18 protein-coding genes and 3 tRNA genes are annotated in these 20117 nt (G+C 67.0%); 9 read left to right on the top strand and 12 right to left on the bottom strand.

Going from position 1 to position 20117, the window contains the following annotated elements:
- Positions 1-41 precede the first annotated feature (41 nt).
- The 3 genes from ACLF6J_RS08425 to ACLF6J_RS08415 are packed head-to-tail and all read right to left on the bottom strand — an operon-like array spanning position 42 to position 3836.
- Positions 42-1547: a polysaccharide biosynthesis C-terminal domain-containing protein gene (locus tag ACLF6J_RS08425; protein WP_134352918.1), complete on the bottom strand. Its 1506-nt coding sequence runs from the start codon at positions 1545-1547 to the stop codon at positions 42-44.
- Positions 1544-2305, bottom strand: a complete 762-nt coding sequence (locus ACLF6J_RS08420) for a WecB/TagA/CpsF family glycosyltransferase (protein WP_134352919.1) — start codon at positions 2303-2305, stop codon at positions 1544-1546. Before ACLF6J_RS08420 ends, ACLF6J_RS08425 begins: the two co-directional genes overlap by 4 nt.
- Positions 2306-2309: 4 nt before the next feature.
- A complete protein-coding gene (locus ACLF6J_RS08415) occupies positions 2310-3836 on the bottom strand; it encodes a sugar transferase (protein ID WP_134352920.1) in 1527 nt (508 codons plus the stop codon).
- 350 nt (positions 3837-4186) lie between these two features.
- Between ACLF6J_RS08415 and ACLF6J_RS08410 the strand changes: the two genes are divergently transcribed.
- The 3 genes from ACLF6J_RS08410 to ACLF6J_RS08400 all read left to right on the top strand — a co-directional run bounded on the left by ACLF6J_RS08410 (position 4187) and on the right by ACLF6J_RS08400 (position 7092).
- Entirely contained in the window at positions 4187-5347 is a 1161-nt protein-coding gene (locus tag ACLF6J_RS08410; RefSeq protein WP_134353946.1) for a low temperature requirement protein A, read from the top strand.
- Between the two features lie 195 nt (positions 5348-5542).
- Positions 5543-5818, top strand: a complete 276-nt coding sequence (locus tag ACLF6J_RS08405; RefSeq protein WP_134352921.1) for a hypothetical protein — start codon at positions 5543-5545, stop codon at positions 5816-5818.
- A 101-nt stretch (positions 5819-5919) separates the two neighbouring features.
- Positions 5920-7092, top strand: coding sequence for a fatty acid desaturase family protein (locus tag ACLF6J_RS08400; RefSeq protein WP_208526510.1), 1173 nt, complete (start codon positions 5920-5922; stop codon positions 7090-7092).
- Between the two features lie 88 nt (positions 7093-7180).
- On the opposite strand, the gene ACLF6J_RS08395 is transcribed toward ACLF6J_RS08400, so the two are convergent.
- Complete coding sequence (locus tag ACLF6J_RS08395; protein ID WP_134352922.1) at positions 7181-8569, bottom strand: cell division initiation protein; 1389 nt, start codon at positions 8567-8569, stop codon at positions 7181-7183.
- Positions 8570-8879: 310 nt separating this feature from the next.
- Here ACLF6J_RS08395 and ACLF6J_RS08390 point away from each other — a divergent pair, with 310 nt between their 5' ends.
- From ACLF6J_RS08390 to ACLF6J_RS08380, 3 genes are all read left to right on the top strand, one after another.
- Complete coding sequence (locus tag ACLF6J_RS08390) at positions 8880-9173, top strand: hypothetical protein (protein ID WP_231554993.1); 294 nt, start codon at positions 8880-8882, stop codon at positions 9171-9173.
- Positions 9174-9304: 131 nt separating this feature from the next.
- Positions 9305-10630 (top strand): FG-GAP-like repeat-containing protein, encoded by a 1326-nt coding sequence (locus ACLF6J_RS08385; protein WP_134352923.1) that lies wholly within the window; start codon positions 9305-9307, stop codon positions 10628-10630.
- 315 nt (positions 10631-10945) lie between these two features.
- Positions 10946-11632: a hypothetical protein gene (locus tag ACLF6J_RS08380; RefSeq protein WP_421076854.1), complete on the top strand. Its 687-nt coding sequence runs from the start codon at positions 10946-10948 to the stop codon at positions 11630-11632.
- A gap of 33 nt (positions 11633-11665) precedes the next feature.
- Here the strand turns inward: ACLF6J_RS08380 and ACLF6J_RS08375 are convergent, their stop codons facing one another.
- The 5 genes from ACLF6J_RS08375 to ACLF6J_RS08355 form a co-directional block, all read right to left on the bottom strand.
- Positions 11666-11983: a hypothetical protein gene (locus ACLF6J_RS08375; RefSeq protein ID WP_134352925.1), complete on the bottom strand. Its 318-nt coding sequence runs from the start codon at positions 11981-11983 to the stop codon at positions 11666-11668.
- A 57-nt stretch (positions 11984-12040) separates the two neighbouring features.
- Entirely contained in the window at positions 12041-14341 is a 2301-nt protein-coding gene (locus tag ACLF6J_RS08370) for an arylsulfatase (protein WP_208526511.1), read from the bottom strand.
- Between the two features lie 232 nt (positions 14342-14573).
- Positions 14574-14646: transfer RNA gene (locus ACLF6J_RS08365), tRNA-Phe, on the bottom strand.
- A 69-nt stretch (positions 14647-14715) separates the two neighbouring features.
- Positions 14716-14789: transfer RNA gene (locus ACLF6J_RS08360), tRNA-Asp, on the bottom strand.
- Positions 14790-14818: 29 nt separating this feature from the next.
- A tRNA-Glu gene (locus tag ACLF6J_RS08355) sits at positions 14819-14891 on the bottom strand.
- A gap of 211 nt (positions 14892-15102) precedes the next feature.
- Here ACLF6J_RS08355 and ACLF6J_RS08350 point away from each other — a divergent pair.
- Positions 15103-16458, top strand: coding sequence for a M23 family metallopeptidase (locus tag ACLF6J_RS08350; protein ID WP_134352927.1), 1356 nt, complete (start codon positions 15103-15105; stop codon positions 16456-16458).
- 77 nt (positions 16459-16535) lie between these two features.
- Here ACLF6J_RS08350 and ACLF6J_RS08345 read toward each other — a convergent pair whose 3' ends face one another.
- Positions 16536-17027 (bottom strand): inorganic diphosphatase, encoded by a 492-nt coding sequence (locus tag ACLF6J_RS08345; RefSeq protein ID WP_134352928.1) that lies wholly within the window; start codon positions 17025-17027, stop codon positions 16536-16538.
- Between the two features lie 40 nt (positions 17028-17067).
- Positions 17068-17730: a TMEM175 family protein gene (locus ACLF6J_RS08340; RefSeq protein WP_131492951.1), complete on the bottom strand. Its 663-nt coding sequence runs from the start codon at positions 17728-17730 to the stop codon at positions 17068-17070.
- Positions 17731-17794: 64 nt separating this feature from the next.
- Between ACLF6J_RS08340 and tilS the strand changes: the two genes are divergently transcribed.
- Positions 17795-18787, top strand: coding sequence for a tRNA lysidine(34) synthetase TilS (gene tilS, locus ACLF6J_RS08335; protein WP_134352929.1), 993 nt, complete (start codon positions 17795-17797; stop codon positions 18785-18787).
- A 14-nt stretch (positions 18788-18801) separates the two neighbouring features.
- Here the strand turns inward: tilS and ACLF6J_RS08330 are convergent, their stop codons facing one another.
- Positions 18802-19401 (bottom strand): DUF937 domain-containing protein, encoded by a 600-nt coding sequence (locus tag ACLF6J_RS08330; protein ID WP_047521295.1) that lies wholly within the window; start codon positions 19399-19401, stop codon positions 18802-18804.
- A 92-nt stretch (positions 19402-19493) separates the two neighbouring features.
- Between ACLF6J_RS08330 and hpt the strand changes: the two genes are divergently transcribed.
- Complete coding sequence (gene hpt / locus ACLF6J_RS08325; protein WP_047521293.1) at positions 19494-20045, top strand: hypoxanthine phosphoribosyltransferase; 552 nt, start codon at positions 19494-19496, stop codon at positions 20043-20045.
- Positions 20046-20117 lie beyond the last annotated feature (72 nt).

Raw genomic sequence — 20117 nt, 5'->3', positions numbered from 1 at the left:
GCTCCCCAGGCGGCATACTAGCACGCGTCTCGACAGGCGCACTACCCCTCGCGAGTCGGGCTGCTGGGCGGACGCCGGAGCTCCCCGAGGTGAAGACGCCGACGGTCCCAGCGGCACCATGCGAGAAACAGTGCGCCACCGACGAGGGCAGCAACGATGAGACCCACCCAGGTCGCCCCCAGGAGCATTCGGGACGCGAGAGCGGGTATGCCGATCGTGAGCGTCGCCACCAGGAGCGGGTAGAGGCCGGGTAGGGGCGATACGTTCAGCTTCAGCACGTATCGAACCTGCAGGGAGGCGAGGAGGGCATCCAACGCGCACGCCACGGCCCAAGCGGCCGCCGCGCCGGTGATGCCCCACAGCGGCACGAACGCGTAGATCAGTGCCACGTTGACCGCGACCGCCACCGCCTTGTTGGCCGCGGCCAACCCACTGCGACCGCTCATCAGCAGCACGGAGTGGATGTTTCCTGCGAGGAAGGTCACGATCGAGCCGACCGACATCACGATCAGAACCGCCTGACCCTCCGCGAAGGACTCACCGAGCAGTGAGAGCGCGACCGGAGCGAAGATGGCGAGCAGCAGATAGACCGGTGTGCTGAAGAGGACGAGCCACACGGTGGCCGTGCGATAGACCGACTCCAGCTCGTGTCTGTCCCCGCGGTGCAACATCCGACTGAACATCGGAGAGACGACGACGCGTAGCGCGGTGTCGACGATCATTCCCGCGGCGACGAATCGACTCGCGGCCCCGTACACCCCTGCCGCCGCCGGACCTGCGATGGCACCGACGATGATCACGGCCACCCAGATCAGCAGTTGCTCCAACCCCGATGACACGACCCGAGGGAGGGCATAGCGGAGGGTGCGGCCGGGCACGCCCGATCGCAGGAATCCGGGCTGCGTCGCACTGCCCAGCCGCCGGAGCTGGATGAGCACCACGATGACGGCGACGAGGGCGGCAGGCACGAGTGGCAGTGCCCAGGCGACGGTCGACCCGAGGGCACCGGCGCCGAGGCCGACGGCGGCGGCGATCGCCAGCGGACGCAACGACGGGAGGAACACGTTGCCCACGAGCACGTAGGCGGTCACCTGGCCGAGGGCCCGCGTCGCCGACAGGGCCGTCAGCATCACCGAGGCGACGGGAAGCAGCCACACGATCGATCTGATCGCTTCTGCCACGGGGTCACCGGGCGCTTGTGCCTCGACGATCAGCGCGCCGGCGAAGAGGACCACTGCGCAGACCAGGCCTGCGACAGCCGAGGTCAGGAGGAGGAACGCGCTAGTGGGGCGGAGGAGCTGCCTATCGTCTTCCAGCTGGCGCGGCAGGATCCAGATGGCGGCGGAATCCATGCCGAATCTGGCGACGCCGAGCGCGATCGTGAACGCGCCGACTGCCTGCAGGACGACGCCCGAGCCGGCGTCACCGAGAAGGCGGCCCAGCACGATGATGAGCACCAGGCCCATCACGGCGCTGATCGCGGAGCCGACGAAGCTCAGCGCCCCACCGCGCGCCAGCTCGCCGCGCGAGGTGGTGGCTGCGCTCATGCCCGCGACCCGCGGAGCTTCTGTCTCGCGACCGCGGCCATGAAGGAGGGGTTACCCAGCAGATACCGCTTGGCGAGGCGGCGAGGCTCGATGATCAGGCGCCAGAGCCACTCGAGCCCTGCACGGATCATCCACTCCGGTGCGCGCCGGTTCGATCCGCTCAACCAGTCGAAGAGTCCTCCGCAGGTCAGCACCGCGGGGGGGAGCCGGTCGCGGTGCGCATCGACCCAGAGCTGCTGAGCGGGATCGCCCATTCCGACGAACAGGATCCGCGTGCCGTGGGCGGCGATGTCGTCGAGCACGCCGTCGATCTGATCGGCGGAGACGTAGCCGTGATGAGTGCGTAGTGCGAGGCCGGGGATCTTCGCGCGCAGTTTGGTCGCCGCGCTCTCTGCCACACCATCGGCCGCGCCGAAGAAATAGACAGGGATGTCCGATCGCGCGGCCGCACGAAGAATGGGCTCGGCGATGTCGGTGGTCGCGAGACGGCCCGGGAGCGGCAGGCCGAGCACTTTTGCCGCCCACACGACGGACTGCCCATCGGCGTACGTCGTGCTGGCGTCGAGCAGCTGGCTGAACCGCTCGTCCTTTCGGGCGAGGTTGCACACATGCGCGTTCACGCCGACCGCCACTTCCGTGCGGTCGCCGGACGACATGGTGAGGACCCGGTCTATCAACGTCGACTCGGAGTACGAGTCGACGCGCACGCCAGCGACGTCGATGGACTCTACGCCTGCGGGTGGATGTCCGTCACTCATCCGTTCAGTATGCCCCGCTCGGCTGGACCATGACCTTCGCCGTGCGCCACATGATCTGCAAGTCGTTCATGACCGACCAGTTCTCGACGTAGCGCAAGTCGAGGCGGACGCTCTCGTCCCACGAGAGGTCGCTGCGTCCGGACACCTGCCACAGCCCGGTGATACCCGGCTTGATGTAGAGGCGACGGAACACCGTGCCGTCGTACGCGGTGACCTCGCTGGGCAGCGGCGGACGCGGGCCGACGACGCTCATGTCTCCGGTGAGGACGTTCCAGAACTGAGGAAGCTCGTCGAGCGACAGCTTGCGCAGGATCTTGCCGATGCGGGTGACGCGCGGGTCATCCTTCATCTTGAAGAGAAGGCCGGCGCCTTCGTTCTGTGCCTTGAGCGCTGCGAGCTGCTGCTCCGCGTCGGTCTTCATCGAGCGGAACTTGACCATCTTGAAGGTGCGACCGTCTCGTCCGACGCGCTCCTGGAAGAAGAACACCGGTCCTGGCGAGTCGAGCTTGATGAGCGTCGCCAGCACCGGGGTGATCAGGCCGATCGGGATGAGAGCGAGCGTCGCCACCGCGATGTCGAGCGCACGCTTGAGCATGTGCACGCCACCCTCGTAGGTCGGGATCTTCACCTGGATCAGGGGGAGACCGTCGACCTGGCGGAGGGAGATGCGGGGTCCTGCGACATCGGTCAGCCGACTCGACAGCACGAGCTCGGCGGCAGTTCCTTCCAACTGCCAGCTGAGCTGCTTGATGAAGTCGGGGTCTCCCTCGGGGCGGCTCGCCACGATGATGGTGTCCGCCCCGAGCTGCGCCGCGGCTGCGGCGACAGAGTGAAGATTGCCCACGACCGGGTAAACACTCTCCCCGATCGTGAGCGTGCCGGCATTGCGATCCAGCAGCGTCGTCCCCACGACGTGGTAGCCGTTCTCCGCACCCTTCTGCAGAGAATCGATCACATACTCGACGTCCCCGGTATCGCCGACGACCAGGGTCCTCGACGCGTACTGGCCCCTGAGGCGCTGCCGCTGCAGCCAGCGGCGCCAGGTCCAGCGTGCGAAGAGCAGCCCGAGCATCCCGACCGGGAGCGCGGCGAAGAACAGCGGCTGCAGTCCTTCCCACTCCAGGAGGACGCCCGCGATCGCGGCGATGCCGAAGGCGAGACCGCCGGCGTGTGCCACGCGGCGGTACTCGGTGGCTCCGGATCCGAAGATGGCGGCCGCCCGGGTGTTGAGGGCCGACAGCATCAGATACCAGGCCAGGCCGAGAAGCGCCGCGTTGCGCAGCGCTTCGGCGGCCCACACGTCGGTGATCAGCTGGATCGCCGCCGTCAGACCGACCGCGAACAGGATGACAGCCGCATCCGTGATCCGCAGGCGCATCCGATAACCGCGCTCCCACTGCCGACGTCGTTCCAACGTCGCCGATGCGCGCGGTGTGACCACCGTGCGCGTCACCGACTTGGTGGCTCGCGGAGCCGCCACCGGCGCGAAGCCCGTACGAGCGATGCTCAGAGCATCCTCGACGGAAGTCATGCCGAGGCCCCTTGAGCCGTGAATGTACGCAAAATTCCCCAGTGCGTCATTTGATTCCCCAGATTCCCCAGACCATGAACCCCACGTTCACGGCATCGTCTGCGTCCCGACCCCTCGGGTCCTGCTGAAACTCTCTGTGATTCCCACATCACGGAGTGCGTTTTCGCCGTCCCACACGGCGTTCGCTGACAGCAGGCACTGCAGACCTTCAACACTGTAGCGGAACATGCGGGCGACCGAAAGGTAATTCTCCCGAATGGACGAACCGGTGTCGCCGCGGGGATGAACCCTGGCGCTATCCTGTCGCCGTGACCGCGAACCCGACCACTGCGCGCTTCCACCTCCGCCCGATGCTGCCGCGCGATCCTGCCCAGCCGCACCGCACCGCCAGCACGCTCGAGCTGTTCTTCGACCTCGTGTTCGTCGTCGCGGTGAGTATCGCATCTGCGCAGCTGCACCACGCGCTGAGCCATGGCGACTTCCTGCACGGCATCACTTCGTACGCGATGCTGTTCTTCGCGATCTGGTGGGCCTGGATGAACTTCACGTGGTTCGCGACGTCCTTCGACACCGACGACTGGCTCTATCGCGTGACGACGTTCGTTCAGATGGGTGGTGTCCTCGTGGTGGCGGCGGGTATCCCACGGGCGTTCACCGACGGTGACTTCACTATCACGGTCCTCGGATACGTTGTCATGCGCATCGCGATGGTGGCGCAGTGGCTGCGGGCATCACGCTCGGCCGGTCCCTTGCGTTCGGCGACACGGCGATACGCGTTCGGCATCGCCGCGGTCCAGGTGCTGTGGATCCTCTTCCTCGTGATTCCGAGCGGGCCCTGGCAGATCGCCGCGTTCGTCGTCTTCGCCCTCATCGAGATCGGCATCCCGGTGTTCGCCGAGTACCGGAAGCAGACGCCCTGGCATCCTCACCACATCACGGAGCGCTACGGCCTCTTCACCCTGATCGTGTTGGGGGAGAGTCTGCTCGCGTCCGCGAACGCCATCATCGAAGCGATCGAGGAGGTCGAGAGCCTCGGTCCGCTGATCGCGATCTCGGTGCTCACGCTCGTCGTCACGGCGTCACTGTGGTGGATCTACTTCTGGCCACCGCACCACCGGGCCATCACCAGCTTCCAGCGCTCACTGCGATACGGCTACACGCATTACTTCGTGTTCGCAGCGGCCGCCGCCTTCTCGGCCGGGATCGAGGTCGAACTCGACGTGTTGACGGGGGAGAGCCATCTGTCCAACGTCGCGGCCTCCTTCACCGTCACCATCCCGATCGCGATCTTCCTGCTCGGCATCTGGTGGATCGCGATCCGGGAGAACGCCGACCGCGTGGTGAACACCGTCGTCCCGATCGCTGCTCTTCTCGTGCTGCTGGACCCGGTGCTTCCGGTCCCCGTGACATTGACGGCTCTGATCCTCGTCGGCACCGTCGTGGTGCTGATCCTTCGGCCGCCGGTGGCATCGGCAGACGGCAACGAGGTCTCGCGCGAGCCACGGCGCTGATCCAGCGCGCCACAGCGCGATGCGGCGGTCTGCTATGCTGGTCATGCAACGTGTGTGCATCGCCCCTCTCGGCCGCCACGTCGCCACTGATCAGGGCCATCACGGACCGCGCACATCGATGCGTGCGGAATCCGCCCTCGATCTCACATCTTGCGGAGCGCCACGCGTGTCCGCCACACAGCAATGAGCATGACCATGAGCACGACCACTTTTCCTCCATCCGATCCGTTGACCTGGAAGCAGGCTGACGATGACGTCCACGTCGCGACCCGTGCCGGCGAATTCGCCGGTTTCGTCGAGTTCGATGGCAGCGCCCATCTCGTGCGCGACAACCACGGCGCCGAGCTCGGCGCATTCGGCTCGCTCGACGAGGCCTTCCGTGCGCTCGAAGACGCACACGAGCCGACCCCACAGGGTCCTGCCTTCCTCCCGCGAGCCTGGCGGCGCCGCGCTCGCCGCGCCCGCGCCTGACCGAGCGGCGGAACGCCGGACCGAGCGTGCCTGGGCGCTCGTCGTGAGGTTCCGATGTATTCCCTGACGCGTATGCGGTGGGGGCTACTGTGAGGTAAGCGTTGGGCGGCTGCCTTGGGCTTTCACAGCTCAAGGGCTCCGAACGTCAGGAGAAGATCATCTCCATCACACAGATCGAACCGACCGCGGCAACGCTGGGCCCGATTCGTCAGACGTACTCCGGCAATGCGGATTTCCCGCCGATGGCCAAGGCGTACAAGCAGGTGTCGCAGGTGGTCAAGGAGACCGGGCTGCTCGGCCGGACGCAGTGGTTCTACGTCTTGGTGTCCGTCGGCATCGCCGTCGCTCTCGGCGGCCTCATCACCGGCTTCATCCTGCTCGGCGACAGCTGGTTCCAACTGCTCATCGCGGCGGGCCTCGGCATCGTCCTCACCCAGATCGCGTTCCTCGGACACGAGGCCGCGCACCGCCAGATCCTCACAACGGGTCCCGCGAACTTCAAGCTCGCACGCATCGTGATCGCCAGCATCGGCATGAGCTACTCGTGGTGGGACTCGAAGCACACCAAACACCACGGCAACCCGAACCAGGTCGGCAAGGACCCCGACATCGAGGTCGACACCATCTCGTTCCTCGAGGAGGACGCGGCGAAGGCGAAGGGCTTGACCAAGCTGATCACCCGCAAGCAGGGGTGGCTCTTCTTCCCTCTTCTCACGCTCGAGGGATTGAACCTCCACTTCCTCGGACTGAAGTACCTCCTGACGACCAAGAACGTCAAGGGACGCTGGACCGAGCTGAGCATCATCGCACTGCGGTTCGCCCTGATCCTCGTGCCCGTGTTCATGATGCTCCCGCTCGGGATGGCGTTCGCGTTCATGGGCGTGCAGTTCGCGGTGTTCGGGGTCTACATGGGGGCCGCCTTCGCGCCGAACCACAAGGGCATGCCGATCGTCGATCCCGCCGCCCGTCTCGACTTCTTCACCAAGCAGGTCCGCACCTCCCGCAACATCAGCGGGGGATGGTGGACGACCTGGCTCATGGGCGGACTCAACTACCAGGTGGAGCACCACCTCTTCCCGAGCATGCCGCGACCGCATCTGGCGAAGGCGCGGGAGATCGTGCGCGACTACTGTGCCGCGAACAACGTGCCGTACACGGAGACCAGCCTCGGACGCTCGTACCTGATCGTGATCGAGTACCTCAACCGGGTCGGCCTCGCGGCCGGCGCCGACCCGTTCGACTGCCCTGCGGTGGCGCAGTTCGGTCGGGCGTAGCCCGCAGACACCATCCGGGCGCTGACCAGTCCGGGAACGAGAGAGGCGCGAGCAGGAATCCCTGCTCGCGCCTCTCTCGTCTGCGTGACTACTTGGAGGACTTCTTCTTCGTCTCCACCACGTCGATCGTGATCTTCTCGAGCGGGCTGTCGTCGTCGAGCTCATCCTCGAGGACCTCATCGCCGAGGAAGGTCTCTTCCGGGGTCTCGTCCGCGACGGCCTCTGCGGGGGCTGCGCCGGGTGCGTCCGCTCCGGTGATCTCCGTCGGCAGCGCGTCGTCGGAGAAGATGCCGTCAGGACGGATCAGCTCGCGCACCTCGGCCATGAAGCTCGAGAGCTGCTGCTGCTGCCACCGCAGCTGACGCGTGCGGTCCTCCGCATCGTGCAGCACTGCCGTCGTGTGACCGGTGACCGAGTCGACGATCTTCTGCGCCTTCGCGCGAGCGCGTTCGAGCGTCTCGCGAGCACGGACCTGTGCGTCGGCTTCGATGGCCTGCGCCTGCGAACGGGTCAGGCGCTCGTAGTCCTCCGCCCGCGCCGAGATGCGCTGGGCGTGTTCGAGCGACGCCGAGACCTGCTCGTTGGCGTCGTTGGTGATGCGCTCGGCGTGCGCCACGGCCTGGTTGTGCAGAACGAGGAACTCCTGCTGCGCGTCGTCCTGCCGACGGGTGAGGGTCTCCTCGAACTCCAGCACTCGGGCGTTCATGTCGCGGACGTCGCGCTCGGCGTCGGCACGCAGCTGGGTCGTCTCGCGCGTGACGAGGGAACGCAACGCGGCGGCGCCCTTCTCCGCCTCGGTGCGGATCGCCGTCGCCTCCTGTGCGGCCTGGTTCACCTTCTCCGCAGCATGTGCGGCCTCGCGTTCGATGCGGGCCTCGTGCGCCGTGTACTCGGTGTCCATCTTCAAGCGCACCTGGTCTGCGTCGCGCTGCGCCTGGTCCTTGATGCGCTCAGCGTCGGCTTCGGCCTCGGCGCGCTGCGCGGTCACTTCCTCACGGGCAGAGGTCATCAGGCGGTCGGCCTGCACAGCCGCGTTCTGGATGAGGACGTTCGCCTGCTCCTCGGCGACGCGGAGGATCGCCTCGAACTGCTGACGCGACGGGGCCTCTTCGCCGTCGGGCTGCGGGGTGTCGACGAGCTCGGAGGTGAGCGTGGCGACCTGCTGCTCGGCGTCGGAGGCCTTGGCGTTCGCGGCCGCCAACTCGCTCTCGAGGGCTTCGCGGGCCTTGCGCTCCTCTTCCCGGACCGTCTCGACGGCCTCTTCCTCGCGGGCCTGTGCCTCGGCGACATCGGCGGCAGCCTGCTTGAGCTGATTGCGGAGGGCCGCGAGCGCAGAGTCGACCTCGGCCTTGTCGTAGCCGCGGAAGCCGACCGTGAAGGCGCCCTGCTGGTCGCGCGGCGTGGTCTCGATCAGCTGGTCGAAGAAGTCCGGCGAGCGCTCGTCGTCGCGGCCGGCGTTTCCGGGAGAATCGCTCATGAGGTTCGTGCCTTTCTGGCGTGGACACACGGCGGGCTGCGGCTCCATCCCGGAGTGCGGGACCGTGCGACCGGAGGAGGAGGTCGTCTGGGCTCACGCCGCCATGACCGGGAAGGTCCGGACGGCGAGGCGCTCCTCCCAGCCTAGTTGCGACGGCGCGAAGTTGTGAGCCTGTTTTGCCGGTCTCGGAGGGAGGGCACAGCTCCGGCCGACGGCACATCCGTGACCCCCTGCCTCCTCCCGGCCCGCGGCGCAACCCCGTTTCGACGAAGAGCCGAGTCGCATAGCGTCAGCAGCGAACCGGAAGAAGATGACGACGACCGGAGGCGAGATGTACACGATCATGCGCACGCGGATCGCGCTCAACGAGGCGGAGTACTTCCTGGCGGAGGGCCAGGATGTCGCAGACCTCAGACGGAGGATCGAAGAGGCCATGCGCTCGGGCGGCGGATTCGTCGAGTTCGACGTCGCGGGGGAGCGGTCGGTGAGCGTCCTGATCAGCTCCACCACACAGGTCGTGATCTCGACCTCGACGGCCGATGAGGGTGGGCACGACGACGGCGACGGCGGGACACCCTACGGCGGGGAGTACGACCTGGTCTGATCAGGACGGCGCCGGTGGCAGTGGATCCATCGGTTCCTCGGTGGCGCTCGCGGGAGACCTCCGCCGCACTGGTACGGTGACGGCGGAGGGCATCACGTCCCTGGGGCCGCCGAACAAGAGAGAACGTCGAGATGAAGCGAGCATCCCGCGTGCGTCTCGGTCGCATCGGGATCGCGACCGTGCTCGCACTCGTGATCGGCGCATCTGCGCCATCGCTGTCTTCGAGCACGTCGGCTACCGCGGCGAGTGTTCCCCAGATGGTCTATCCGGCATCGGGCAACATCCAGTCGAAGGTCGGCGACGGCTGTCGGGGCAACTACCGCGCCCACGACGGCATCGACATCTCCGGGGCCGGCGGCACGCCCATCGTCGCGTCCTACGACGGTGTCATCAAGTCGCGCACCGCGAACAGCGGCTACGGCAACTACACCGACGTCGAGCATCCAGGCGGCTACGTCACGAGGTATGCGCACATGGCCTCGCCGGGGATGTACGCCCCGGGCACCCGGGTGGTCCGCGGCCAGAAGATCGGCATCGTCGGCAACACGGGTAACTCCCCGGCCTACCACCTGCACTTCGAGGTACGGCTCAGAGGTGCGGTGTACACCGCGGTCAACAACGGGTTCGTCTGCCTCTCGAACGTCGTGCGCGGCGCCTCGCTTCCCCTGTACTTCCCGGGCCTCGGAGACGGACAGGCCCCCGGTGTCGGATCGGCCGATTACACCGGTGACAAGAATGCCGATCTTCTGGCGATCTCCGGGAACGGTGACCTCCGTCTCTGGCCAGGCACGGGGGCGGGGCGCTTCTCCTCCGGGAATACCCTTTTCGCAGGGTGGGGTGACACTCGTCGACATCTCACCCATGCCGACTTCAACAACGATGGCAAGGCCGACATCCTCGCCGCACGATCCGATGGCGTCCTCGAGTTCTATGCGGGTAACGGCGCAGGCGGATTCGCATCAGCCGTATCGGTGGGCACAGGTTGGTACAACATGCTGCATGTGGTCTCCGGGGCCGACTACACCGGTGACGGGAGGCAGGATGTCCTCGGCGTCTCCTCGTCCGGCATCCTGACCATCTATCGCGGCAACGGCTCCGGAAGGTTCGGGTCTCCGAACATCACCGTCGGCAAAGGATGGGAGTCGTTCCACTTCCTCGTCGGTGGTGACTTCGACAATGATGGGCGCGGAGATCTGATGGCGATCGACGGCCTCGGAACGCTCTACTTCTATCCGGGGGTGCCGGGGAAGTTCGGGACGCGGCGTGCGGTCGGATCGGGGTGGGTGGAGTTCACCGCCCTGACCGGAGGCGTCGACTACAACGGCGATGGTCTCGCAGATCTGGTCGCTCGCACCCCCGCCGGTCAGCTCTACCTCTACCCGGGACTCGGCAACGGCAATGTCGGCACCAGATCGTTGATCAGTGCGGACTGGGCCGACCAGCTGACGATCGAGTAGTCCAGGTCGAGCCGCGAACCGACGCTGGAGAAGGTGTGCGGCGTATCGTGGGCGCATGGCCGACCCCACCTTCGAGGAGATCGCGGCCGCTCTGTACGCGGGCTCCCCGGAAGCCTTCGTCGCGTCGCGGAAGGACCGGGCCTCCGAGTGCGAGGATGCGGAACTCGCGTCCCGCATCCTCGCACTCCGCAAGCCCTCGATCGCGGCCTGGGTCGTGAACGTGTTCGCGCAGGAGCGGGCCGGTCAATTGGGGGAGGNAGGAACCCCCCCCCCCCCCCCCCCCCACTCCGCAAGCCCTCGATCGCGGCCTGGGTCGTGAACGTGTTCGCGCAGGAGCGGGCCGGTCAATTGGGGGAGGCGCTGCGGCTGGCGGCCGAGCTTCGTGAGGCGCAGGACGAACGGGATGCGTCTGCGCTGGCGAAGCTCGGCAGAGAACGTCGCGCCCTCACACGACGGCTCGCGGAGACGGCGGCCGAGCTCGCGGGCTCTCGCGGCGAACGCATCACACCAGCGACGCAGGAAGCCGTCGAGCGCAGCATCTCGGCAGCGTTCTTCGATCCCCTGGCTGCGAGCGCGGTCGCCTCCGGGCGGCTGTTGCGGGCGCTCGAACCCACGGCGTCGGCCACCGACATCCGGGACGCTGTGGCTGGCGACATCGATTCGCGGGAAGCCGCCCCGCAGCGGCCGACCGACGAGTTGCAGGAGCGGCGCGCGCGGAGAGAAGCCGAACGTCGCCTCGCCGCGGCCGAGAAGGACCAGGCGGCCGCGGAACGGGAGCTCGCGAAGCAGGAGACGGAGCTGCAGGGACTCCGAGACCGGGCGGCCGAGCTGGCCGAGAAAGCGGACGAGCTCGAGGCGGAACTCACCCGGACCCGCGTGGCGGCGAGCCACGTCGAACGGGACATCCCGGAGGTGCAGGAGCGCCGGGCGATTGCCGCAGAGCGGGTGGACGACGCCGCGGAGGCAGCAGCGCTCGCGCGGAAGGCCCTGGACGCCCTGTAGCGTGCAGTTTCCGCACAGCTGATTCGAGTCGAGTCACGCGGGACGGAGACGACCGCGGAGGAAGGGAAGCGCCGGGGCTCGGTACTCCCAGTTCGCGTCATCCTCGGGGGTGAGGGAGGCTTCCGCGCGACCGAAGCGCCAGAGGCGGTTGAAGAGGAACACTTCGATGACGACGGGACCATCGGTGGGGATCTGCCAGGTGCCGGGACCCCACTGCGTCGGCTGACCGCGTTCGCCGATGACGAGCGTGGGCCTGACTCCTGCGTAGAGCGCGAAACGGGGGCGCCGCATCGTGAGTTCGATCCGGCGGACGCTCGCTCCGGGACCCCGTGCCGACCTCTCGTCATCCATGATGACCGAAGCCTACTTGGCTTGAGTGAGATCAGCCGCTGGCGGAGAGCAGGGCGGCTAGTACTCCTTTCCGGCATGGAAGCGTGCGTGCAACGCGGCTTCCTCCGCCGAGATCGTGGGGTCCTCGAGATGGACACGAACCTCGCCGATCACGCCAGTGAACGGAGCTCGTCCCGAGTAGTCACGAGAGACCGGCGAGCCGGTGTCGATGCCGACATCGAAGGTGTCGATGCCGAATCTCCCCGGTACGGTCTGCTCGATTCTGCCCCGGCCTACTTCGACGCCGTCGAGATAGAGCGTGGCGGTGCCGCCCTTCCCGACTCCGCCCCCGTCGTAGAGGAACTCGAGTCGGATCGTACTCGCGCCGTCCGGGAGGGGATCGGTCGAGGTGATGGTGAGTTTTTCCTTGCCGAAGAAGTTGTAGTGATAAACCGGGCGACGGTCTTTGACGTAGAAGACGAACCCCGCTGTACTGCCACCGACGGCGAGCAGGACACCCTCCCCCGGACGGGCGACGTCGATGTCGATCGAGTGCGTGCGGTTCTTCGTGTTCGGGGCTGCCGCCTCGGGCAACCGCACGGCACCGGGGTAATAGACGAAGTCCGTCCGGTTCGGATCCGCGCCACCTGGTGGTGGCTTGGGGACGGAGAGGCGTGCGGCGCCTCGATCGTCCAACGGGTAGACGGAGTGCTTCCGTGCCTCTTCGTCGAACACCGCTTTCAGCTCGGCGACCTTCTCCGGGTAGTGCTCGGCAAGGTCGTTGTTCTCACTGAAGTCCTCATCGAGGTTGTAGAGCTCCCATCGGTCCTCATCCCAGTTGCCCGGTGCGAGGTCCTGCCTCCAGGGAAGTGTGTGTTGGGCGCACGCGATCCATCCCCCGTCGTAGATCGCTCGGTTGCTCAGGATCTCGAAGTACTGTCGTTCGCGGACTGCCGGCGCATCTGGTGAGTCGAACGTGGTGGTGATGGGGACGCCATCCAGAGGCCGCTGAGGGATGCCGTCGACCGAGTCGGGAGAAGGGATACCGGCGGCATCGAGGATGGTCGGCACGATGTCGATGAGATGGGTGAACTGCGAGCGCAATCCACCCTGCTCCTGGATTCGCTTCGGCCAACTCACGACCATCGGGTTGCGCGTCCCGCCGAGGTGGCTGGCGACCTGCTTCACCCATTGGAACGGCGCGTTCCCCGCCCACGCCCAACCCAGGGGATAGTGCGGCTCGGTTCCCGGATCGCCGATCTCATCGATGGCGTCGAGTGCGTCCTCGATCGTCGACGGATAGCCGTTGAGGTTCATGATCTCGTTCATGGTGCCCGTCGGGCCGCCCTCACTGCTGGCGCCGTTGTCGCCCACGATGAAGAAGATGAGCGTGTTGTCCGCGTCCGGCAATTGCGCGATGGCGTCGAGCAGGCGGCCGCACTCGTGGTCGGTGAACGCCATGTATCCGGCGTAGTTCTCCATGAGACGGGCGAACAAGCGCCGTTCGTCCTCTCCGAGGGAGTCCCAAGCCTGCACCCAGTCCGGCCGGGGGGTGTTCTCCGTGCCTTCGGGGATGATGCCCATCTTCAGCTGACGCTGATAGGTCTCCTCGCGGACGGCGTCCCACCCCTTGTCGAACTGTCCCGCGAATCGGTCGCGCCATTCCTTGCCGACCTGATGAGGCGCGTGCATCGCCCCGGGCGCGAAGTACAGGAGCGCAGGCTTATCGGGGTTCACCGACTTGGAATACCGCAGCCAGTCGATGGCGCGGTCGGTCATGTCGGTCATGAAGTGGTAGCCGTCCTCGGGAGTTGATCGAGGCTCCACCGGCACCGTGTTCTCGAACAGGATCGGGTAGTACTGATTCGTCTCCCCCTGGTTGAACCCGTAGAAGTAATCGAACCCGAGCCCCGTCGGCCACCGATCGAACGGCCCGACGACGCTCGTCAGCCAATCTGGGGTGTTGTGGTTCTTGCCGAACCACGCCGTCGCGTATCCGTTCTCCCGGAGAACTCGGCCGACCGTCGCGGTCTCCTTCGGGATGAGCGTGTTGTACGACGGGAAGCCCGTCGCCCACTCCGCGAGGAACCCCGATCCGGCGACGTGATGGTTGCGTCCCGTCAGCAGTGCGGCGCGCGAGGGGCCGCAGATGGCTGTCGTGTGGAACCTGTTGTAGCGGAGTCCTTGTGCGGCCAGTTTGTCGAGCGCGGGAGTGGGCACGGGACCCCCGAAGGTTCCGGCCTGCCCGAAGCCCGTGTCGTCCCACATGATGAGCACGACGTTCGGCGCTCCAGCGGGCGCCGAAGGGTCCTGGGGCCAGTCGGGTGTCGACTCCTGGTACGTTTCGCCGATCACACCACCGAAAGGCGGATCCGACATCGGCAAACTCGCTCGGCTTCCGTGCTCCGGCATCTGCGCCTCCTCGCCTCGGGGTGAGGCACAGCCTAGGAGCTTCCGCTTTACGCCTGCAAGAGATCGCGGGCAGCGATATCCGGATCGGGCTTCGAAGCCCACACGATTGGGGGAGCCGCTTCTCACCAGGGCAAAGCAAAACCCCCGCCATGTAGAAGCTAGGCGAGGGTTTCTGGAGTGATTGTAACGATCACTCGTGTGGCTCCGACCGGCATCGATCCGGTGACCTTTCGATTTTCAGTCGAACGCTCTACCAACTGAGCTACAGAGCCGCGCGACCGGCGAACCTGTCGCGTCCTAGACGAAGAGCCCTCTCCGAAGAAAGAGCTCATCGCACGGAGCGACCCTGACGGGACTTGAACCCGCGACCTCCGCCGTGACAGGGCGGCACGCTAACCAACTGCGCTACAGGGCCATACTTGTTTTCAATTGTATCGGAAGGTGTGACCCCAACGGGATTCGAACCCGTGCTACCGCCGTGAAAGGGCGGCGTCCTAGGCCGCTAAACGATGGGGCCGAGTCAGTCCCGGAGGACTTCCTTGCCGACGCTCAAGCATAAGGGATGATCCGGGCAAATCGCGAATCGAGGGCGAGGCGGCTACCCCCGGGCGTGTTTCAGGAGGACGATGGGAGGGTCAGGCGTGCGATGACCGTCGTCGGATCGACCCTGGTGCGGATGTGAAAGTTGTTGTTAGTGTGGCATTTGTGAAACCGGCGGAAGGGGCCGCGTGAACGACGACCAGACAACTCTGGATGCTGCGGTTGCCGCGGCTTCAGATGATTGCGGCTGCGCGCCCAGTCCTGCCGAGCGCCGAGCGTTCGGCAAAGACGGCCTCAGCCGCCGAGGCGCTCTCGGCCTCGGCGTGCTCAGCGTCGTCGCGCTCAGCGCCTTCGGCATCTCCCAGGGTGTGACCGCCGCATACGCCGCGACGTACCCGAGTTGGGACGATGTGCAGCGGGCGAAGCAGAGCGAGGCCGCCAAGGCCGCCGAGGTCACCCGCATCGAGGGCCTCATCCAGTCCCTGACTCAGAAGGTCGCCGAGACCCAGGCGGCCGCGAAGGTCGCCGCGGATGAGTTCTACGAGGCGCAGCAGAAGTTCTTCGCCGCGTCCACCGAGGCCGACTCGCTGCAGGCCAAGGCCGACGAGCAGTCCGCGAAGGCCGACGCGTCCGCGAAGAAGGCCGGCCAGGTCGCCGCGCAGCTGTATCGCAACGGTGGCGATGACACCTCTCTCGAGCTGCTCTTCACCGGATCCGCCGACAATGCCGACGAGCTGCTCGCGCGCCTCGGCACGATGGACAAGCTGTTCGAGTACAACCAGTCGGTGTACGACGATGCGGTCGCCGCCCGGAACTCCGCGCAGTCCATGAGCGACCAGGCGGTGCTCGCTCGTGATGAGCGCGACCGCCTGCAGAAGATCGCCGAAGACAAGATGGTCGTCGCTCAGCAGGCCGCCGACGCCGCTCAGGCTGCGCTCGACGAGCAGTCCGCGAACCTCGCCACCATGCAGGCGCAGCTCGCCGCTCTCAAGGACGCGACGACCAAGACGGTCGCGGGCTACAAGGCCGGTGTCGCGGCCGAGGAGAAGAAGCGCAGAGAGCGCGAAGCTGCGGAAGCTGCGGCCAACGCCGGCGGCAACAGCGGCGGCGGCGGCTCTCAGGGCAGCGGTGGCTGGTGCCGTCCTCACGGCGGCGGCAAGAGCTCCGGCTACGGACCCCGTTCGCAGCAGTGCGGCCCGCAGGGCTGCTCCTCGAGCTTCCACTACGGCACGGACTTCGCGAACGGCTGCGGCGCGGCGATCTATGCCGCCCAGTCCGGCACGGTCGACTACGCGGGCTACAACGGCGGCTACGGAAACTACATCCGCATCCAGCACGGCGGGGGAATCGGCACCGGCTACGCGCACATCCGCGACGGAGGCATCGTCGTGCGCTCGGGCCAGTGGGTCAGGTCCGGCCAGGTCATCGCCTACGCGGGCAACACCGGGCGCTCGTTCGGCTGCCACCTGCACTTCGAGGTCTACGACCGCGGTAGCGCCATCAACCCGGTGCAGTTCCTCGCTCGGCATGGCGTCTCCGCCTGATCAGCACCTCATCTTCGACGAGAAGACCCCCGGCCGCAGTTGCGGAACCGGGGGTCTTCTCGTCGAAGGCACGGGGATCAGTGGCCCTGCGCTCCGAAACGCACGATGGCTTCGTCGAGGATGCGCTGCGCTTCGGCGGCGCTCCCCCACTCGTCGACCTTGACCCACTTGTTGGGCTCGAGGTCCTTGTAGTGCTCGAAGAAGTGCGCGATCTCCTTCTTCGTGTACTCGGCGATGTCGTCGATGTCCTGGATGTGCGCCCAGCGAGGATCCTTCGAGAGCACGGCGACCAGCTTGTCGTCTCCGCCGGCCTCGTCGCTCATCTTCAGCACGGCCACGGGACGGACCTCGACGACGACGCCCGGGTAGATCGCGTGGTCCAGCAGCACGAGCACGTCGAGCGGGTCGCCATCCTCGCCCAGCGTGTTGTCGAAGTAGCCGTAGTCGGCGGGGTAGCCGAAGGTCGTGTAGAGAACGCGGTCGAGGTGCACTCGTCCGGTCTCGTGGTCGACCTCGTACTTCACGCGGCTGCCGCGCGGGATCTCGATGACGGCGTCGTGTGCGCCCATGCGTGTACTCCTCAGGAAAAGTTCGGTTGGATACCGCGGACTAGCCTACCCGCGGCTCCTCGGCGTCCGACCCCCGCCCGCGACGGTGTGCGATGCGGTTGAGCAGGCGCGAGAGCGGACCGTTCAGCAGGAGGAGGAGCAGGGCGAAATAGCCGTTGGGCACGGTGAGCACGGCGATCACCAAGGAGACGGCGAACAGGATGATCGCGGCGAGGTCGCCGACGATCCCCGCTCTCAGCACCTCCGTCGGTGCCGTCGTGAGATCGGGGTGGCGACGCAGGTACATCCACCCGGCCAAGGTCGTGACCTGCGTCATGATCAACGTCCCGATGTAGACCACGGCCTGGAGGGCGTCGGAGTCCAACTGCCCGAGCATCGCGGTGGGCACGGGCAGCCAGACGATGGTCGCCATCCAGGCGACGTTGATCCACAGGAGCGGCGTGGTGATCAGCTCCACATCGCGGTATTGGCTGTGGTGTCCCATCCAGAACGTCGCGATGAGGACGAAGCTCAGCCCGAAGCTCACCAGCTGAGGCGAGTGCTCGGAGAAGAACTCCGCCGTCGTCAGCCTCCCGGACGCCGCGTCGGAGACGGACTCCAACAACGGCAGGATGAGCAGCGTCATCGCGATCGCCACGACGGCATCGACGAACGCCTTGAAGCGTTCGGTGCGGAACTGCTGCGTGCGGGGCTGAGCTGTCACGGCGCCAGGATAGCCCTGAGGGTGCACCGGCGCACGGACCGGGGCCGTGCCCTACCGTGGAACCGTGCCTTCCCTGTCTCCCGCCATCGCCGAGATCCGCCTGGCCGTGCGCACCGCGCTCGCCGACATGCCTGAGGGGGCCACCGTGATCGTCGCCCTCTCCGGGGGAGCGGATTCCCTCGCGCTCGCTGCCGCCACGGCCTTCGAAGCTCCCAAGCTCGGGCTCCGCGCGGCGTCGCTCACCGTCGATCACGGTCTGCAGGAAGGATCGGACGCGGTGGCTTCGCAGGCGGCGCGGGCGGCGGCGGCGCTCGGTCTCGACCCGCTGATCGTGCGTGTCGACGTCGCCGGGGAGGGTGGGCCGGAGGCCGCGGCGCGTGAGGCGCGCTACGGGGCGCTGCGGGATGCGGCGGCGGACGTCCGCGCCGCTGCGGTCCTGCTCGGGCACACCCTCGATGACCAGGCCGAGACCGTGCTGCTCGGTCTCGCCCGCGGATCCGGGGCCACGAGCCTGCAGGGCATGGCGCCGGTCCGCGAAGACGCCGACGGTGTGCGGTGGGTACGCCCGTTGCTCGGCGTCCGGCGGGAGACGACCCGGGCCTTCTGCGTCGCCTCCGCGCTCACGCCCTGGGACGACCCGCACAACCGTGACGAGCGCTACGCCAGGGTTCGAGTGCGCGAGCGCGTGCTCCCGGTGCTCGAGACAGAACTCGGTCCAGGGATCGCCGATGCGCTCGTGCGCACCGCCGAGCAGCTGCGGGAGGATGCGGAAGCCTTCGACGAGATGATCCACGAGACGATCGAAGACATCGTCGAGCACGCCGAGGCCGGCATCTCCGTCAGCGTCGCGGCGCTCGCCGCGAACCCGGCGGCGCTGCGCAACCGGATCATCCGCCTGGTCGTCGACAGTGAGTTCGGCGTCAGCCTGACGAGGACGCAGACCATCGAGGTCGCGCGGCTGGTGACCGACTGGAACGGTCAGGGGCCGATAGACCTGCCCGAGTGCTCGGCCGTGCGCCGCGGTGGGCGCATCGTCTTCACTGCATCCAGTCGCTGAGCGAGGGGGAAGCCCTACTTCTTACCGCCGAAGAGACCGCCCAGAATTCCGCCGAGGTCGATGCCGCCGCCCGATCCGCTGCCGTTCCCGCCGCCGAGCAGTCCGCCGATCACGTCGCCGAGCCCGCCTCCGCCGGAACCACTGCTGCCGCCTCCGCCGAGAAGGCCACCGATGAGGTCGCCGATCCCGCCAGAGCTCTCGGCTCCGGTGTCCGTCTTGGCGGTCTTGTCCTTGTTCGCATTGGCGATGAGGCCCATCACGATCGGCGCCAGGATGGGGAGGAGCTTGCCGAAGTCGATGCCGGGAGTCGCCTTCGACTCCGTGAGCTCCTTCGTGACCTCCTTCTCCTTCGAGCCGAGGATGTGCGCGACGATCTTGCCGCCGTCGGCCTGATCGATGTCATCGACCTTCGAGGCGCCGGCGGTGCCCTCGTGCTTCTTGAGCGCGTTCTGGATCGCTGCCGAGCCCTCGTCGGTCTCCGCGTTCTTCGCGAGGCCGCCCAGGAGCACGGCGCCCCCCTGTTCGACGGCGACCTTGGCCTCGTCTCGCGAGACCCCCAGCTTCTCCGCGATGTCGTCGATCGGTACCTGCGCGAGGATGTCGTCAAGAGCCATGGTGAATCCTTCCCTCAGGGGCGTCCGCCCGCGTCACCGCTCACAGTAGTGCGGATACCGGAGCATGGGGTGGCGTCGCCTAAAATCGATCCATGCGCGCCGCGGAGATCCAGGACGACCTTGCACAGATCCTCGTCACAGAGGAGGAGATCCTCGCCAAACTCGAGGAACTGGCGGCGCAGGTCGCCCGGGACTACGAGGGCAAGGACCTCGTCCTCGTCGGCGTCCTCAAAGGCGCCGTGATGGTGATGGCCGACTTCGCGCGGGCACTGCCCTTCCACGCACCGATGGATTGGATGGCGGTCTCGAGCTACGGTGCGAGCACCAAGTCGAGCGGCGTCGTGCAGATCCGCAAAGACCTCGACACCGATCTCAACGGCAAGCACGTCCTGATCGTCGAGGACATCATCGACTCCGGTCTCACGCTCAGCTGGCTGCTCGAGAACTTCGGCTCGCGTGGAGCGGAGTCGATCGAGGTGCTGGCCCTCCTGCGCAAGCCCGAGGCCGCGAAAGTCGTCATCGACTGCAAGTACGTCGGCTTCGACATCCCCACCGATTTCGTCGTCGGATACGGCCTCGACTACGACGAGCGGTACCGCAACCTGCGCGACGTCGCCGTGCTCGCGCCGCACGTCTACTCCTGACGCGCGACGACGGTGTGCTGCCGGGGTACGCCGTGGGTGAACGCACAGCGACCCCCTAGGGCGCGCGCGATA

It is taken from the genome of Microbacterium sp. IO18 (genome assembly GCF_049099505.1).
Taxonomy (GTDB): domain Bacteria; phylum Actinomycetota; class Actinomycetes; order Actinomycetales; family Microbacteriaceae; genus Microbacterium; species Microbacterium aurugineum.
This window is presented reverse-complemented; position numbering and strand designations above follow the sequence as displayed.

What these genes read in the sequence shown, in the direction of transcription:
- ACLF6J_RS08425 (WP_134352918.1), bottom strand. Translation starts at nt 1,547, where the DNA reads ATGAGCGCAGCCACCACCTCGCGCGGCGAGCTGGCGCGCGGTGGGGCG.
- ACLF6J_RS08420 (WP_134352919.1), bottom strand. Translation starts at nt 2,305, where the DNA reads ATGAGTGACGGACATCCACCCGCAGGCGTAGAGTCCATCGACGTCGCT.
- ACLF6J_RS08415 (WP_134352920.1), bottom strand. Translation starts at nt 3,836, where the DNA reads ATGACTTCCGTCGAGGATGCTCTGAGCATCGCTCGTACGGGCTTCGCG.
- ACLF6J_RS08410 (WP_134353946.1), top strand. Translation starts at nt 4,187, where the DNA reads ATGCTGCCGCGCGATCCTGCCCAGCCGCACCGCACCGCCAGCACGCTC.
- ACLF6J_RS08405 (WP_134352921.1), top strand. Translation starts at nt 5,543, where the DNA reads ATGAGCACGACCACTTTTCCTCCATCCGATCCGTTGACCTGGAAGCAG.
- ACLF6J_RS08395 (WP_134352922.1), bottom strand. Translation starts at nt 8,569, where the DNA reads ATGAGCGATTCTCCCGGAAACGCCGGCCGCGACGACGAGCGCTCGCCG.
- ACLF6J_RS08390 (WP_231554993.1), top strand. Translation starts at nt 8,880, where the DNA reads ATGACGACGACCGGAGGCGAGATGTACACGATCATGCGCACGCGGATC.
- ACLF6J_RS08385 (WP_134352923.1), top strand. Translation starts at nt 9,305, where the DNA reads ATGAAGCGAGCATCCCGCGTGCGTCTCGGTCGCATCGGGATCGCGACC.
- ACLF6J_RS08375 (WP_134352925.1), bottom strand. Translation starts at nt 11,983, where the DNA reads ATGGATGACGAGAGGTCGGCACGGGGTCCCGGAGCGAGCGTCCGCCGG.
- ACLF6J_RS08370 (WP_208526511.1), bottom strand. Translation starts at nt 14,341, where the DNA reads ATGTCGGATCCGCCTTTCGGTGGTGTGATCGGCGAAACGTACCAGGAG.
- ACLF6J_RS08345 (WP_134352928.1), bottom strand. Translation starts at nt 17,027, where the DNA reads ATGGGCGCACACGACGCCGTCATCGAGATCCCGCGCGGCAGCCGCGTG.
- ACLF6J_RS08330 (WP_047521295.1), bottom strand. Translation starts at nt 19,401, where the DNA reads ATGGCTCTTGACGACATCCTCGCGCAGGTACCGATCGACGACATCGCG.
- hpt (WP_047521293.1), top strand. Translation starts at nt 19,494, where the DNA reads ATGCGCGCCGCGGAGATCCAGGACGACCTTGCACAGATCCTCGTCACA.